The 15,079-nt window shown below is 69.0% G+C and carries 11 protein-coding genes; 6 read left to right on the top strand and 5 right to left on the bottom strand.

Annotated features, from left to right (window positions below; translation table 11 throughout):
• Positions 1 to 376: 376 nt before the first annotated feature.
• Positions 377 to 2,140, top strand: coding sequence for a beta-galactosidase (locus tag ACIHAR_RS34240; protein ID WP_400023135.1), 1,764 nt, complete (start codon positions 377 to 379; stop codon positions 2,138 to 2,140).
• 201 nt (positions 2,141 to 2,341) lie between these two features.
• Positions 2,342 to 3,439, top strand: a complete 1,098-nt coding sequence (locus ACIHAR_RS34235) for a LacI family DNA-binding transcriptional regulator (protein ID WP_400023134.1) — start codon at positions 2,342 to 2,344, stop codon at positions 3,437 to 3,439.
• A gap of 65 nt (positions 3,440 to 3,504) precedes the next feature.
• On the opposite strand, the gene ACIHAR_RS34230 is transcribed toward ACIHAR_RS34235, so the two are convergent.
• The 3 genes from ACIHAR_RS34230 to ACIHAR_RS34220 form a co-directional block, all read right to left on the bottom strand.
• A complete protein-coding gene (locus ACIHAR_RS34230; RefSeq protein ID WP_365464163.1) occupies positions 3,505 to 5,205 on the bottom strand; it encodes a multicopper oxidase family protein in 1,701 nt (566 codons plus the stop codon).
• A 234-nt stretch (positions 5,206 to 5,439) separates the two neighbouring features.
• Positions 5,440 to 6,195, bottom strand: a complete 756-nt coding sequence (locus tag ACIHAR_RS34225) for a hypothetical protein (protein ID WP_400023133.1) — start codon at positions 6,193 to 6,195, stop codon at positions 5,440 to 5,442.
• A 249-nt stretch (positions 6,196 to 6,444) separates the two neighbouring features.
• Positions 6,445 to 6,753 carry a hypothetical protein gene (locus tag ACIHAR_RS34220; RefSeq protein ID WP_400023131.1) on the bottom strand — a complete coding sequence of 103 codons (309 nt, stop codon included), beginning with the start codon at positions 6,751 to 6,753 and terminating at the stop codon, positions 6,445 to 6,447.
• 1,000 nt (positions 6,754 to 7,753) lie between these two features.
• On the opposite strand from ACIHAR_RS34220, the gene ACIHAR_RS34215 reads away from it, so the two are divergent.
• On the top strand, positions 7,754 to 8,641 hold the full coding sequence (locus ACIHAR_RS34215) for a DUF5655 domain-containing protein (RefSeq protein WP_400023129.1): 888 nt from the start codon (positions 7,754 to 7,756) through the stop codon (positions 8,639 to 8,641).
• Between the two features lie 414 nt (positions 8,642 to 9,055).
• Here the strand turns inward: ACIHAR_RS34215 and ACIHAR_RS34210 are convergent, their stop codons facing one another.
• The gene (locus ACIHAR_RS34210) at positions 9,056 to 10,792 is read right to left on the bottom strand and encodes a recombinase family protein (protein ID WP_400023127.1); all 1,737 of its coding nucleotides are present in this window, start codon (positions 10,790 to 10,792) and stop codon (positions 9,056 to 9,058) included.
• Positions 10,793 to 10,927: 135 nt separating this feature from the next.
• Positions 10,928 to 11,209, bottom strand: a complete 282-nt coding sequence (locus ACIHAR_RS34205) for a hypothetical protein (RefSeq protein ID WP_400023126.1) — start codon at positions 11,207 to 11,209, stop codon at positions 10,928 to 10,930.
• A gap of 489 nt (positions 11,210 to 11,698) precedes the next feature.
• On the opposite strand from ACIHAR_RS34205, the gene ACIHAR_RS34200 reads away from it, so the two are divergent.
• The 3 genes from ACIHAR_RS34200 to ACIHAR_RS34190 all read left to right on the top strand — a co-directional run.
• Complete coding sequence (locus ACIHAR_RS34200) at positions 11,699 to 12,538, top strand: hypothetical protein (protein WP_400023125.1); 840 nt, start codon at positions 11,699 to 11,701, stop codon at positions 12,536 to 12,538.
• A gap of 839 nt (positions 12,539 to 13,377) precedes the next feature.
• Positions 13,378 to 14,451: a hypothetical protein gene (locus ACIHAR_RS34195; protein WP_400023123.1), complete on the top strand. Its 1,074-nt coding sequence runs from the start codon at positions 13,378 to 13,380 to the stop codon at positions 14,449 to 14,451.
• 381 nt (positions 14,452 to 14,832) lie between these two features.
• Positions 14,833 to 15,079 (top strand): transposase (locus tag ACIHAR_RS34190; protein ID WP_400023200.1); only part of this gene is annotated, 247 nt, incomplete at its 3' end.

Genomic DNA, 15,079 nt, shown 5'->3' with positions numbered 1-15,079 from the left:
ACAACGCACCGGAGCGGGTCGTGGCGGTGCGGCGCAGCCCGTCGCGTAGCGCTGCACAGCCAAGGTGTCCGCTGGTACCAGCAGGCGGCCGTATGCCCAACCGGCGACGGGCTCGCCGCACCGCCACGACCCCGACCCACCCACCGGCGAGAAGCGAGACGTTCACCGACGGCGAGCCGATCGCCCCGTCACGACCGCGACCCCGACCCACCCACCGGCGAGAAGCGAGACGTTCACCGACGGCGAGCCGATCGCCCCGTCACGACCGCGACCCACCCACGGGCGAGAAGCGAGGAACCCCCGACGGCGAACCGATCACCCCGCACCCGTCACGAGAACACGCGAACACGCCCACCACAGAAGGGACCCGACCTCCATGCCAGCCCTGACCACCACCCCCACCGGCTTCCTCCTCCACGGCCGACCGTTCAGGATCATCTCCGGCGCCCTGCACTACTTCCGCGTCCACCCCGCCCAATGGCCCGACCGCCTCCGCAAAGCCCGCCTGATGGGCCTCAACACCGTCGAGACCTACATCCCCTGGAACCTCCACCAGCCCGAACCCGACAGCCCCCTGGTCCTCGACGGCCTGCTCGACCTGCCCCGCTTCCTGCGGCTGGCGCAGGCGGAAGGCCTGCACGTCCTCCTGCGGCCGGGGCCCTACATCTGCGCCGAGTGGGACGGCGGCGGCCTGCCCGCTTGGCTCGTCGCAGACCACGACATCCGCCTCCGCACCAGCGACCCCCGCTTCACCGACGCCCTCGACCGCTACCTCGACCGCCTCCTCCCCCCGCTCCTCCCGCACCTCGCCGCCAACGGCGGCCCGGTGATCGCCGTACAGGTGGAGAACGAGTACGGCGCGTACGGCGACGACACCGCCTACCTGGAGCACGTCGAGCGGGCCCTTCGCTCCCGCGGAGTGGAGGAACTGCTGTTCACCTGCGACCAGGCCAACGCCAAGCACCTCACCGCGGGCAGTCCCCCCGGCACGCTCACCACCGGCACCTTCGGCAGCCGAATCGACGACCACCTGGCCGCACTGCGCGCCCACCGGCCCGAAGGGCCGCTGATGTGCGCGGAGTTCTGGATCGGATGGTTCGACCACTGGGGCGGCCCGCACCACACGCGGTCGGCGGAGGACACGGCGGCCGACCTCGACCGTCTGCTGTCGGCGGGCGCCTCCGTCAACATCTACATGTTCCACGGCGGCACCAACTTCGGCTTCACCAACGGCGCCAACCACCACCACACCTACGCCCCCACCGTCACGTCGTACGACTACGACGCCCCGCTCACCGAGAGCGGCGACCCCGGCCCCAAGTACCACGCCTTCCGCGACGTCATCGCCCGCCACGCACCGGTCCCCGACGAGCCGGTCCCGGCCCCGGGCCCCAAACTCCCGGTCACGACCGTCGACCTGGACCGCCGGGCTCCCCTCCTGCCGTACCTCCGCACGCTGGACGCGGCCGTACGCACCGAGGACCCGGTGACCATGGACGAACTCGGGGTGCGCAGCGGGTACGTGCTCTACCGCACGACCGTTCCGGGCGCGGGCGACGGCCTGTTGCACTTCGCGGGCGGGGTGGGGGACCGGGCGCAGGTCTTCGTGAACGGCGCCTCCGTCGGCGTACTGGAGCGCGAACGCCACGACGAGACACTGCCGGTACGGGTGCCGCAGCCCGGCGCCGTCCTCGAGGTCCTCGTGGAGAACCAGGGCGGGGTCAACTACGGGCCGCGCATCGGCGCCCCCAAGGGCCTGCTCGGACCGGTGTCCTTCCAGGGTGCGGCCCTGCGCGGCTGGGAGTGCCGACCCGTCCCGCTGGGAGACCTGGACGGGCTGCCGTTCGTGCCGTCGGACGCGGACACGGACGCCGTGCCCGCCTTCCACCAGGGGACGTTCGACGTGGACACCCCGGCCGACACGTTCCTGGCCCTGCCGGGGTGGACGAAGGGGCAGGCGTGGGTCAACGGCTTCCACCTCGGCCGCTACTGGAGCAGGGGCCCGCAGCACACCCTGTACGTCCCCGGCCCGGTCCTCCGCGAGGGCGCCAACGAACTGGTCCTGTTGGAGCTGCACGCCACCACCGGCACCCGCGCCCGGCTCATCGACACCCCCGACCTCGGCCCCGAAAACCACTGACGCCCCCACCACCCCCCCACCGCACCCACCACCCACCACACCCCCACCGCCATCACTGACCTCCGCCCGCCCAGCCCGCCCAGCCCGCCCCGCCCCATCCCGGCCTATCCTGTGGATCCGCCGGGACCGGGGCGGCCAGCGGCCCCCGGAACCACGCCGGACGACCGGAGCAGGCCGAGGAAAGAAGAGCGAACACCCACCATGACCACGCCAAGCGCCGCCGACGGCCCGGCGACCAGGGGACGCAGCCGGCGCAACTTCGCGGGCGCGCGTCCCGTGATGGACGACGTGGCGAAGCTGGCCGGTGTGTCGAAGCAGACGGTCTCCCGGGTGCTGAACGACCACCCCGCCGTCCGCCCCGAGACCCGCGAGGCGGTCCTCACCGCGATGCGCACCCTCGGCTACCGCCCCAGCCGCAGTGCACGCTCGCTGGCCAGCGGGCGGACCCGGATGCTCGGCGTGATCTCGTTCGACGCGGCCCGCTTCGGCCCGGCCTCCACCCTGACCGCGATCAACACGGCGGCGCAGGAGGCCGGCTATCTGATCAGCTCGATCGCCCTGGACACGGCCGACCGCGACACGGTCGTCCGGGCCGCGGACCGGCTGTCGGCGGAGGGCGCGGACGGCGTGATCGCGATCGCCCCGCAGCTGTGGGTGGCCAGGGCCCTCGCGGAGGCCCGCCTGGACACCCCGCTGGTCGTCCTGGACAACGACCTCGGCGACGGCACCCCCGTGGTCACCTCGGACGCCCGCGGCGGCGCCCGCAAGGCCACCGAACACCTCCTCGCCCTCGGCCACCCCACCGTCCGGCATGTGGCGGGCCCGTCCGGATGGACGTCGGCGGAGCGCCGGGCGGACAGCTGGCGGGCCACCCTGAAGGCGGCCGGCGCCCCTGTCGCCACCCCGCTCCGGGGAGACTGGAGCGCCGACTCCGGCTACGACCTTGGCCGCGAACTGGCGAAGAACCCCGAGGTCACCGCCGTCTTCGTGTCGAACGACCAGATGGCCCTGGGCGTCCTGCGCGCCCTGCACGAGGCCGGCCGACGCGTCCCGGAGGACGTCAGCGTGGTCGGCTACGACGACATCCCGGAGGCCGCCCACTTCCTCCCGCCCCTGACCACGGTCCGGACGGACTTCTCCGACATCGGCATCAGGGCCCTGCGCGTCCTCCTCGACCGCATCGACACCCCCACGACGCCCCCGGCGCCGCTGACGGTCGTCCCCGCGGAACTACGGGTCCGCGCCAGCACGGCACCGGCGCCGGCACGGCCCCAGGCACAGGCCCGGGCGCCGCACTGACCCCACAACCCGGACCGGGACCGCGACCGCGACCGCTCCCACGCCCGATGCCGGCACCCCGTCCGTCACTTCCGGTAACCGAGGATGCTCATCATGCCGGACTCGGAGTGGTACTGGTTGTGGCAGTGCACCATCCACAGCCCCGGGTTGTCGGCGTTGAAGTCGACCACGAGCTTGCGGTGCGGCAGCACCAGGGCGGTGTCCTTGCGGGCACCGACCGCGTCGATGCCGGTCATGGCGAAGGTGTGGCCGTGCAGGTGCATGGGGTGCCACATGTCGGTGGCGTTGATGAAGGTCAGCCGGACCCGTTCCCCCTCACGGACCGGATGGCGCTGCTCGATGGAGTAGGGCTGACGGTCGAAGCTCCAGTTGAACTGGTGCATGTTGCCGGTCAGTCTGAAGCGCATCTCTCGGTCCGGCTCGCGGTCGCAGAGGGCGACGGACTCGTGCGGCACGAGCCGCCTGGCCGGCACGACCCGCCCGTCGAGCTCGTCCGGATGCACGGAGGGCCGTGGCAGCCTCCCGCTGCCGGTGCGCAGGATCCCCAGGGCCCTCGCCTTCTTGCCCTCGGCGAGCGCGACCAGCGGGAACACCCCGTCCTTGGCGGTGACCAGCACGTCGTAACGTTCGGACATGCCCAGCAGCAGCGCGTCCGTCCTCCGGTGCTCGACCGGGTAGCCGTCGGTGTGCGTCACGGTCATCTCGTGGCCGCCCAGGGCGACCCGGAAGGCCGTGTCGCCTCCGGCGTTGATGATTCGCAGCCGGATCCGGTCCCCGGGACGGGCCCGGAAGACCGAAGGCGCGTGTGGCAGACGGCCGTTGACCAGGTAGTACGGATAGTCGACGTGGCCGCCCTCGCTGCGCAGCATCCTGCTGCGTGAGCCGTGCAGGACGCGGGAGGGGCCGTGTCTGCCGGATCCCGACCCGTGCCCGCCGCCGGACCCGCCGTGGCCGGAGTGCTCGTGGCCGAGGTCCTCCCCCATGTCCATCGGCGCCTTCTTGCCCTTGCGCAACTCGTCGAGCACGCCGTCAGGGGTGGAGCCCCGCACGCCGTCGAGCCAGTCGTCCAGGACGACGACCCACTCCTTGTCGTAGGACAGCGGCTCCTTGGGGTCCTCGACGATCAGCGGGGCGTACAGACCGCGGTCGAGCTGCATCCCGGAGTGGGAGTGCAGCCAGTACGTGCCCGGGTGGGCGACGGCGAAGCGGTAGGTGAAGTCCGCGCCGGGCCGGATGGAGTACTGGGTCAGGCCGGGCACGCCGTCCATGTCGCAGCGCAGACGGACACCGTGCGAGTGCAGGGTCGTCGACTCCGGCAGATGGTTGGCGAGCGTGATCTGGAGGATGTCGCCCGCCGTGACCCGCACTTCCTTGCCGGGCAGGGTGTCCCCGTACGCCCATGACCTGACGGTCGGTCCTCCCAGGTCCAGCTTGGTCTCCATGGCGACCATCCGGAACTTGCGGAGCGGCCCGGAACCACGTGCCTTCTCGGCGGCCTCGACCTCGGGATCCGACGGGTTCACGTACCCCTTGGGCCCCTTGGGGACGAAGGCGCCTCTGTGTCCGGACCAGCCGCCTGCCGTCTCCCGACCGGCCTCGGTACGCGACCCCGCCGCCGGGCGGAGCCCGGACTCCGGCTGCGCCCCAGTGGCTGACGGGAGGTCAGCGCCGGTTTGCGAGCCGGGACGAGAACAGGAGGCCAGGGCTCCCGAGCCGACGGCCACGATCGAGGCACCTAGCACGGTGCGCCGCGTATGTGAGTGCATGACTAAATAACACCCGTCTTATGGTCATATCGATATGAACCGGGACGGCGCGTCTCAGAATCCCCTACGCTACTGAATGAACCTCTGGCCAGAACCTGGCGGCGCGAAGCCGAAACGTGAAGCCGAGACGGAGGACGCCGGGGACGCCGGTGGGACGCCGGCGACCACCCGAGGAAACCGGCCCCATGACCCCTGCCGGCGACGTAAGCCCCGGCCCTGCCCCAGGACCGTCCTTCACCTCACGTCGGACCGAGGGCGGCTCGCCCGCGCGACCTGGGACAGCCCGATCGCCGAGAAGACGACGAACGCCGCGCCGCACAGGAGCAGATAAGCCCGCTCGGTCGCGAGAAGATCGGCCTCGACCTCGACGTCGCCGTACGTGCAGGTGACGGCCGGCGGAAAAACGGTCCTTTCGATGTCACGGATTTCGATCCGCATCAGCTTGGTGTCCGGCGGGACCGTTCTCCAGTGCAGGCACTCGTCGCGCAGTTCGGTCCGCGACAGTTCCAGCTGAGGATCCACACCGAAGACCCAGACCATGGCGGCGAGCACAAACGACCCGATCGCACCGGCCCGCGCCCAGCCGGCGGCCCGCGACGTCCGCCCGACCAGCAGGACCGAGAGGGCCACGATGAAAACCCCGAGGCCTGCCCACATCACCCACGTCCCCAGGGCGGCGGGGTGCGACGGCCCGTAGCTCCCCGAGTCGGTCCAGTGGCAGGCGACGTCGGGCGGGAAGGCGTCGACGGTCACGCGCACGAGCGGGAAGTCGTCGTCAAGGGTCCTTTGGCCGCACACCGCCGCGGGATCCGTGAAGGCCAGCCCGTACACCACGGCCCCCGCGTACCCGACCACCGCCGTGAACGCCCCGATCACAGCCCAACGGGCCGGCGCGGAGGGACGACGTCCGACGCTCCACATCCGATACGGAACGAATCCGGCCCCGAACAGGAAGAAGCTGATCAACGGTACGCCGAAAAACGCCAGCATGCTCATGACCTCCGCGTGCGCTCGACCGCACTTCTTCGGACACGCCCGACGCGGCCCGCCTCACTGCCCCCGACGAAAGCCGACACCGGATGCTCCTTTCCGCGGGCAGGCCCTCTCTGCGGCCCCTCCCGCCGGACTGCGCCCGTGCCGGGCTCACTGTGGCGGTACCCCGGGGCCAGGGACGATCAAGGGGCGCCCGACGGTTGCACGGTCAGCCGTGTCGCCAACGCCCGGCAACAAGGCAGCCCTTCAAGGGCCGGAGACGGCCAGGGCATGCCCCCCGAGCACCACGGCGACGACCAGGCAGGCGACGGTGACCCCGGCGGCGACGCGCCGTCCCTGAGAAAAACGGCGCGGCAGGCAGAGCACCAGCACCGCACTGGTCCACGCGGCGGACACCAGCCGCGGGAGCCATGCCTCCGCCCGGTCGTTGACGACATAACAGCGCTCCGCCCGCGGTCCGGCCGCTCCGAAGTAGAACAGGCAGTCGCCCCCGAAGTTCTCGGACACCAGCGCGGTGAGCCCCCACCACACGGTGGTGAGGAGGGCCGCGGTCACCGCAACACCGAAGAGCGCACAGCCTCCAACGCCACGCGGCGTGGCTTCATCCATACCCTGACTCCCCCGGCACAAGATCGAGACCTGTCGCGTGAGTGCGACTGCGGGTAATCGAGACGCACCGCGCTGTCGACGCCATCCTCTACACCACGCCCGGCACGCGTGCGCGTCGGCTCCATGGCACGAGATGACGGCGGCTGCTCACCCACCAGTGGACGTACGCTCGCGGGTCCGGCCGGAGTCCCTGGTGCGACTCAAGGGTGACCAGGCTCTTTCCTGTTCACGCGACTTCCGCCGGCCGGACGGGGCCAAGACGCAGCCCTCCGGCACCGATCTGGTCGTCATGCTGCAAGCGGTGCCGAGGACGGGCGGACGCCACGGCAGGCGACGATAAAGGGTGCGCGGCTATGCGGCGGTTGGCGGCACCCTGAACTCATGAGTCGCTGGAAGCTCTACGACAACTGGTACGCCGATCTCGCCGGCCTCACGGTCGAGCAACTGGCGAGCGCAGAGCTTTCGCCACCCAGCGCGCTCAGGAGGCTGCGGCGCGCGGTATGGGCCGCAACTCCAAGGCCGCCCGGGACTGGCGCGCGAGGCTGCGCGCTATCGATGACGGACTCGTGGGGCGGGATATTCAGAAGGCGTAGGCGCCCGGCGGCGCACGCCTGCACGAACGCGAAGACCCCGCACTCAGCGTTTCCGCTGGTGACGGGGTCTTTGGGCACCTCATGCTGGGTGCCCCCGGCAGGATTCGAACCTGCGCACACGGCTCCGGAGGCCGGACAGTTCCCAGACGTTTTCGCTGGTCAACAGCCTATCTGACTATGTATTAGCTGTTCGGTCCCGCGCATGTCCCGCGATTTTTATATGTCCTACTCTGAGCCGTTTGTATCGTTGTGGGGATCTCGGAGATCCGCGGGCCTAGGCCGCGAAGTGCCCGGAAATATATTCGGCGGCTCCGGTGGTTGAGTGTGGGCCACACTGGCTGCACGAAGGGGCGGTGGCGGACCTGAAGCTCTACAACACGAAAGGCGGCGTGACAGAGCTCATGCCGCGTCTTGCTGATGCCGAGGCCGATGTGCAGAGCATCGTCGAGGGCAACATGGAGAAGCTGCTCGGGGTCCGGTTCCTGGCGAGCGAGTACAGCACCGGTCCAATCCACGGCGGCCGGATCGATTCGCTCGGCATCGACGAGAACGGGGCGCCCGTGATCGTCGAGTACAAGCGCGGCACTGATGCAGGCGTCATCAACCAGGGACTCTTCTACCTGTCCTGGTTGATGGATCACCGGGCGGAGTTCCGGCACGTGGTCCGCGACCGACTCGGGGCTGCGGTCGCGGCCCAGGTGCTGTGGAGCGCGCCCAGGCTAATCTGCGTGGCTGGCGGCTTCACCCGCTATGACGTGCATGCCGTGCGCGAGCACCGGCGCAGCATCGATCTGGTTCGCTACCGCTTTTTCGGCAATGAGCACATTGGCCTTGAGACCGTGGCCTCAGTCACCGGGCATGCGCCTGCCACCAGCGCGGCCTGTCGACGCGCGTCCGCGATGGCGAGCGGCCGAAGGCGAGACAGTGCAATGAAGGAGCTGGCCGCAGCGGTCGAGGAGGTCCTGCTCGGCCTAGGGGACGGCATCACCCGGGTTCAGCGCAAGACTTACTGCGCCTACCAGCGGCTGCGGAACTTCGCGTGTGTCTGTCCGCCGCAGCAGGCCAAGCTGCTCGTCTACCTCAAGGCCGATCCGCAGGAGGTCGACCTCGTTCCCGGCTTCACCCGGGACGTGACGGTACTCGGCCACCATGGCACAGGCGACCTTGAGGTGCAGCTTCGTACGGAGCGGGACCTGGAGCGTGCCCAGGACCTGTTCCGCCTCAGCTACACCGGGGTGTAGCCGGCTCGGCTGGTCGTGAAAATTTGGAGTCGTGGGCTGTCGTCGTTGCGGTGCCTCTCGACGTGGGGGCCAGGACGTGGCGGTGGACCATTAATGGTGCGGAGAATCCCCGGTTTGGCCAACCGGCGATCTGCGGCTATGTTCCGCGCTCCTTCGGCAGTAGCACCCCGGCTTCAGCGCGAATCGCGATCCGGAACCCAGTTTGACCAGGGCGTCGCAGGAGAGCCTTGTAGACACTGGCCAGCATCCCCACCGATCCCGATGGCCTCGATCTTGTTAGCGCGACTGGTTCTCGGCAGGGCTGGCGGTGTGGCCGTCGGCGCCATCACGGTCAGACGGTACGGACGTGCTCGTCTGTAGCTGCCGCTCCGTGCTTCGGGAACGGAAATACGTTGAGGGTGCCCGATTTCTGCTTCATGGCTCCAGCTCGTGGGCGGCCAACATCAGTCCGTCAAGCAGGTAGTCCGGGATCGTCACCCGCAGGGTCAGCTCTTCGTGGGGCCGGCTGTAGCGGACCTCCAGCCCGAAGGCGCTGTAGAGCTGGCGTTGGATCTCCTCCGGGACCAGGGCGAGATCCACATCGAGGTGCGGGAGCACATCCGGTACAGCCGCGTTGTCGGCGGCGCTCACAGCCTGCTTCGGCGCTCGCAGGTGAGCCAGCTGCTCGGTGAGCTGTTCACGCTGGGCGCCCAGCGGGGCGTGCTCCCGGTGGATGGCGTCACGCAACTGCTTCTCCTGATCCAGGTGGGGATCGTTGGCCTCGTCGCCGCCGAGGCCGTCAGGGAGGGTGCGGATGAGACGGGCCTGGCGCTGGCCGATAGTGCGCTCCAGTGTGGCCCGCTCCTTGGCGATGCGGTCGCCGGCGCCATCCGCGGACCGCGCGGCTTCCAGTGCGGCTGTGAGATGGCAACGCCGATTGGGTCGGAAGATCCTGGTGGCGAAGAAGCGGGAGATAGGGGTGATCAGGATCTGCTCGCGGATCCACAAGCTCTTGGGGTGATCAGGAAACCACGGCTGATCACGATGTTCGTTGGGGTCGGGCTGGCAGGCGTAGTAGGAGATCTGGTGGCGGGTCTTGCCGAACATACGGCGGTCACAGATGTCGCAGTAGACGTACGACCGCAGGACGTAGGAGCGCTTGGTGGCCGGGTGCGCGTTGGCTCCGTGGGTGGTGCGGGATCCCTGGCGTTTGCGGCCCACGGTGGAGACGGCGTCGAACAGTTCCTTGGTGATAAGAGGCTCATGGACGGGCCGGGGCGACCAAACCCAGTCCTTCGGGTCGTTGTAGCGGCCGCCCTTCTTCATCGCGCGCCGGTTCCAGACCTGGTAGCCCGTGTACTTGGGATTGCGCAGGATCTCTCGCACGGCGGAACCGCTCCAGCGCCCCAGGGCAACATCGGGGCGGGTCGGCTCCGGAGGCGGGTAAGCCGCTAGGTCCAGATTCAGACGGTCGGCGATGGCGTCGTAGCCGAGCTTCTCCAGGCCGCGAAGCTGGAAGATATAGGTGACCGCTGAGGCTCGCGTCGGGTCGGGGATGAGCCTGTGCTTGGTACGGCCCTCAGCTCGGCGAGCCGGAACGGGGTGAGGCACCTTCTCTGCCAGGTAGCCGTAGGGAGGCTTCCCCACGTTCCAGCCCTGGGAGATGTGCTCGATGAAGCCGTCCCAGGACAGCTCGAGCATTTGGAGCACGTACCACTCGGAGACGGCCTGCTTGATGCGCCGGGTGAGGGTCGGTGTGGCGAGCTTGACCCTTGGGCCGGTGACGATCGGCTCGTCGGCGGCGCACAGGGCGACTCCAGCTTGCTCCAGCTGGTACTCGATCTTCGTGCCGAAGTAGGTGCGGCGGGCGACGCGTTCGATCGACTCGCAGATGACGGCAGCGAAGCGGCGGTTGGGGCGCTGGGCTTCTTCGAGGAGGTCGGTGACGCTGCCGTCGCGGGGGATGGGGATCTTGAAGTTCTGGTGGGCCAGGGAGTTGCCTCGCTCGTGCAGTTCCTTGCGGCCGGACTCGACGTCGTAGAAGTGGGCGACGATCACCCAGCCGGGAGGCAGGGCGGCTCTGGCGTTGCGCAGCTGCCGGGGCAGCGACAGCGTGGGGTCCTGGGTGTCCTCCGTGGAGGTCCGGCCGAGCCAGGCCACCGGGACGGTCACTGGAGGCGCTGCGGCGTCCGGGATGCAGTCGGTGGCCCAGGGGCGGCCGGGAACGGGAGGTCCCCAGGGCGACCGGGGGGCTGGTGGGGTGACGGGCATGTGGTGTCCCTCTCCCATGGTTATGTGCGGGAAGGCTCAGGGCTGGCCGGTTTCGGCCTGGCCGCCTTCCGGTGTGGCGCTGTGGCGGGCGTAGAGCCACGTCAGCACCTCGCGGATCGCGGCATCTTGGCGCTGGGCCAGCGCCTGAGCGTCCTCGCCGTCGACAACGACGTACTCCACGAGCACCCGCAAACCCCCGGCCGCGCAGGGCCGTTCCGGGGCGACGCTGGCGGTCGCCGTCGATGGAGGCTCCGCCTCGGCTGTGTCGTCAAGGCTGCCGTCCGGCGTGTCGGTTAGAGGGCGCGAGAGGTGGTTCACGGTCGCTCCGGTGACTACAGGGGCCAGCCCTATTCTGATGGTGACCAGATAGTAGAAATTCCACGCGGCACATTGTCACCGTCTCAACGGCCCGCAAGAACTCCCCTGAGAACAATTCCGCGCCCCCGTCAGAGATAATCCCGGAACCTCAAATGTGTCGTCTCGGCTCTTGCCAGATAGGGCAGGGGAACGGTGTCGGGCCTGAGGCTGTGCAGCGCCGTGGCGGCGCGACCGACGTTACGCCGGCCTGGTGTTCGTGCATCGAGGGTATGGCCGCGGTCGGCGGGGGCGCACGGGAGGCCAGCGGGGCTCGCGGGGTTGAGCGCGATACGGGCAGTTGGCATTGCCCGTGCCACGAAGGCGGTTGACCTGGTCCCCCAGGGGAACGCACTCCGGACGTGGCGCCGTCCTCATGATGGCTGTCTATCGCCCAAGCGGGGCCTGATGGCAGTGCGGCAAGATACACGCGAGGACATAGAGGGGGGTCTCATGGACGGAAAGCTCTGTGATGGCTGGGTCTACTCGCTCAGCGGGCAGACGCTCTGTTTCACGGGCAAAGTACTCATAGATGGCGAATGGGTAATCCGAAAGGACTGCGCGGGCATTGCCCGACAGCTCGGCGCGAGCTGGAAGCCCGACTTTTCCCGCAAGATCACAGTCTTCGTGCACGGCGATCTCGCTAGCCAGGCCGTGACCGACGCTCACCGCGAGTACAGCAAGAAGCTCGTGCGCGCCGCATGGGAACGCGACCGGGGATACCACGTATGCGTCGTGGATGGGGATGGCTTCGCAGACCTGATCGGCGGCCACCCCGCGCGTTGCCGAGAGCTACAGAGGGCACGAGGCACAGACGATCACGTCCTCGTCCTGCCGCAGGCTGGGGATGGGATCTTGGGCGGCCCGCTTCAGCGACGCGCGGTCGGGCACCACGATTCTGGTGCGCTGACCCTCGACCTTGCCCACCTCGACAAGGGCACTGAGGCACACGAGTCGACGATCGCGGCACTCATCGAGCACCTGTCCCGCCAGCACATCGAACTCCGCGCGCACGCTCGCAACGCTCCTCGATTCGACGCGGGATGGTCGCGCAATGATGACGTCTTCATCGCCGAGGTAAAGAGCTTGACTGGCGCAAGTGAGGATCAGCAGATTCGACTGGGGATCGGACAGGTTCTCGATTACGCCCATCAGCTCCAACTGGCAAGGACATACGGTCGAATACGTCCCGTCTTGGTGCTGGAGAAGCAGCCAACCGACCCCAGGTGGACGTCACTCGCTGAGGCCAGCGGGATTCTCCTGACATGGGCCCCGGATTTCGCAGGGTGCTGAAGCCTAGAGATCCTCCCGCTGGAAGAGTGGCAGGGCCGGGGCCAGCGGGTGACTGATGCACATCCGGAAAGAGACCGCGTGAGTTCAGAGAAGGCGTGATCAACCAGGGCCTCCGCTACATGTCCTGGCTCCTGGACCACAGAGACGTCTTCCACCGGCTGGTCCGCGAGCGGCTCGGACGTGCCGTCGCGAACCAGGTCGTGTGGAGCGCCACGGCTGATCTGCGTGGCAGGCAACTTCACCCGCTACGACATTCATGCCGAGCCCGAGCACCGGCGCACTATCGACTCTTGCCCGCTACCGCTTCTACGGCGCCGAGCACCTCGGCCTGGAGACCGCGGCTTCCACCACCAGACAGCCCCTGGGCGCCCGGGCGGAAAGCCCCATGACGGGAGCCCCGCGTGCTCGGCGGAAGGGGCTTGCTCAGGTTCAGGTACCGCGGCCACCTCTACGGCGCCGTGCCGGGGATTCTGGTGGCCGCATGAGTGGGCGCCGGAGGAGGATTTCCCGGGCCTCGCGCCGACGGCCGCTGCTCCGGTGGTACAGGGCGACCACGACGGTCAGCACGTGCGTGAGCGCCAGCGCAAGTCGTGGCAAGCAACTCAGTCCCAGGACGGCGAGGCCGAACCAAAACCCGCCGCGGGCGGCCACCTGGCCGGCAAGCGAGACGAGCGAGGGGGTGGTGACCACCACAGAGCACCTCCATGAACCTTCGGCGACCGGGCCCGCTGCCTGGTGCCAGTGCCCAGGAAAGCGCCCACTTCGGCTCGGGCTCCAACGAAGGTGGGCAGGCTGTAAATCTGTAATTGCGGCCGCCCCGTGGGGGCTACCGTGGGGCGGTGTCCCTGCCTGATGCACCTAGCCCCGCGGACCAAGAGCTGGTTGACTATGCGGCGGCCCACGACGTGCGCAGTCTCGGCCGGGGCCGCGGCACCACCTCCCGGCCGGCCGAAGGCGCGAAGGAGATGGTGCTCTGGCTGGCCCAGCACGCCAAGCCCGGCGGGCGGCCGGACGACCTGGCTCTGCTGGCGTTCGCGGATTGCATGCCCGTGCCGGAAGCCACCGTACGCGCCCCGTTCCTCGCGGCCATCGACCGCATCGCCTCGAAGGCGGAGTACTCTGACGCGTTCACCGGGGTCGACGACCCGCAGCAGCAAGCCGAGGCCATCGCACAGGGCATTGCCTCGGCCGGCTACTCCGGGACGCTGGTGCCCGCCCGCATCCGCCGACTTGACGAGGCGATCCGGGACCTGGGCATGGACCTGGCCACACCGGACCTCGCCAAGCTGGACCACGGATCTGTTGCGCCGGAGCCAGCGCAAGCCGCCGACCTGCTGATGATGGCCGTGGAGGTGATCCGGCTCGGCGCGAGCGCGGTCCACAACCAGGGAATCGCAGATTTCTTCCGCGCCGTGTCTCCCGCCAAAGCCGCGAATCCGATCGCTTCCTTCATCGAGCACTTGGACCTGGACGACGAGGGCCCCGCCGTGCAGGACGTTAAAGGCGTGCTTCCTGACGGGGACCTGCGCGACCGGCTGCGTTCCGTGGTGGTCTCGGCACCGCTGCCGCTCCTGCGGCGCGCCTGGCAGTGCGTCGACCAAATCCACGACTGGGCCCACGAGTTCTGTCTAGCGGCCGAGACCGAGGTCGCCTCCCGACAGGTCGGCCCGTCGGTACTGGCCTGGTGCCGTGCTTCGCTCATGCCAGCGCGGATGTTTCTCATCACGGCACTCAAACTGGGACGGCGCAGCCCGGCCGACCATGCACAGGTGTCCGCCGAACTGCTCATGATCCGGGACATGTTGTGCCGCCTGACAAGTAGGATTCCCGTCCTTCAGTGGGAGACCCTCGACATTCCCGACCTCATGCCGGAGTGCGTGCGCGCCTTCCTCGTCCCTGCAACGGAAGTTTGATCGCCTTCTGGGCCCGGCACGAGGAAGCGATCAATACGCGACCCAAGCAGAACAGAGCCTGAATATGTCTGGGCGGCCGCAGCTCCGCGGCAGCGGCCCACAGGGCCCGCCATGCCGGTTGCCTCAGTAGGTCGGCAGATCCCTGAGATGACGAAGCAGCTGGCGGCCAAGCGGCAAGCTCCGTGAGCAGGAAGGCTCCCTTCGTCTTCGGTCAAGCCGCTTGAACCACTGGCGTCATGCGGGGGCGAGACGGAGCTCATGAGGACGAGGTGAAGGCCCTTCCGGACGGTGACAAGCAAGGCGAAGGATGGGAGATCAACGAGGAGTGAAGCTCTAAGACGTCGTCTCATTTGGAGTACTGGGTAGTCTGCTCGTGTGGTGATGGTCGAGCGCATGGTGCCGGACGAGTTGTGGGAGCTGTTCGAGCGGGTGGTCCCGCCTGCTCCAGCGCGGCCGCAGGGCGGCGGTCGACGCCGGTACGGGGATCGCGAGGTGCTGGCCGCGATCATCTTCGTGGCCACGACAGGGTGCACGTGGCGGCAGCTGCCGCCGGTCTTCGGCCCGTCGGGGCCGACCGCGCACCGGCGCTTCACCGAGTGGACCGCCGCCCGGGTCTGGGCGAAGCTGC

It is taken from the genome of Streptomyces sp. NPDC052016, assembly GCF_044548445.1.
Classification (GTDB): domain Bacteria; phylum Actinomycetota; class Actinomycetes; order Streptomycetales; family Streptomycetaceae; genus Streptomyces.
Note: the sequence above shows the minus strand (reverse complement) of the source record. Positions and strands in the feature narration are given on the sequence as shown.

Excerpts from the sequence above, each read along its gene's own strand:
- ACIHAR_RS34240 (WP_400023135.1), top strand. The coding sequence starts at position 377 with ATGCCAGCCCTGACCACCACCCCCACCGGCTTCCTCCTCCACGGCCGA.
- ACIHAR_RS34235 (WP_400023134.1), top strand. The coding sequence starts at position 2,342 with ATGACCACGCCAAGCGCCGCCGACGGCCCGGCGACCAGGGGACGCAGC.
- ACIHAR_RS34230 (WP_365464163.1), bottom strand. The coding sequence starts at position 5,205 with ATGCACTCACATACGCGGCGCACCGTGCTAGGTGCCTCGATCGTGGCC.
- ACIHAR_RS34225 (WP_400023133.1), bottom strand. The coding sequence starts at position 6,195 with ATGCTGGCGTTTTTCGGCGTACCGTTGATCAGCTTCTTCCTGTTCGGG.
- ACIHAR_RS34200 (WP_400023125.1), top strand. The coding sequence starts at position 11,699 with ATGGACGGAAAGCTCTGTGATGGCTGGGTCTACTCGCTCAGCGGGCAG.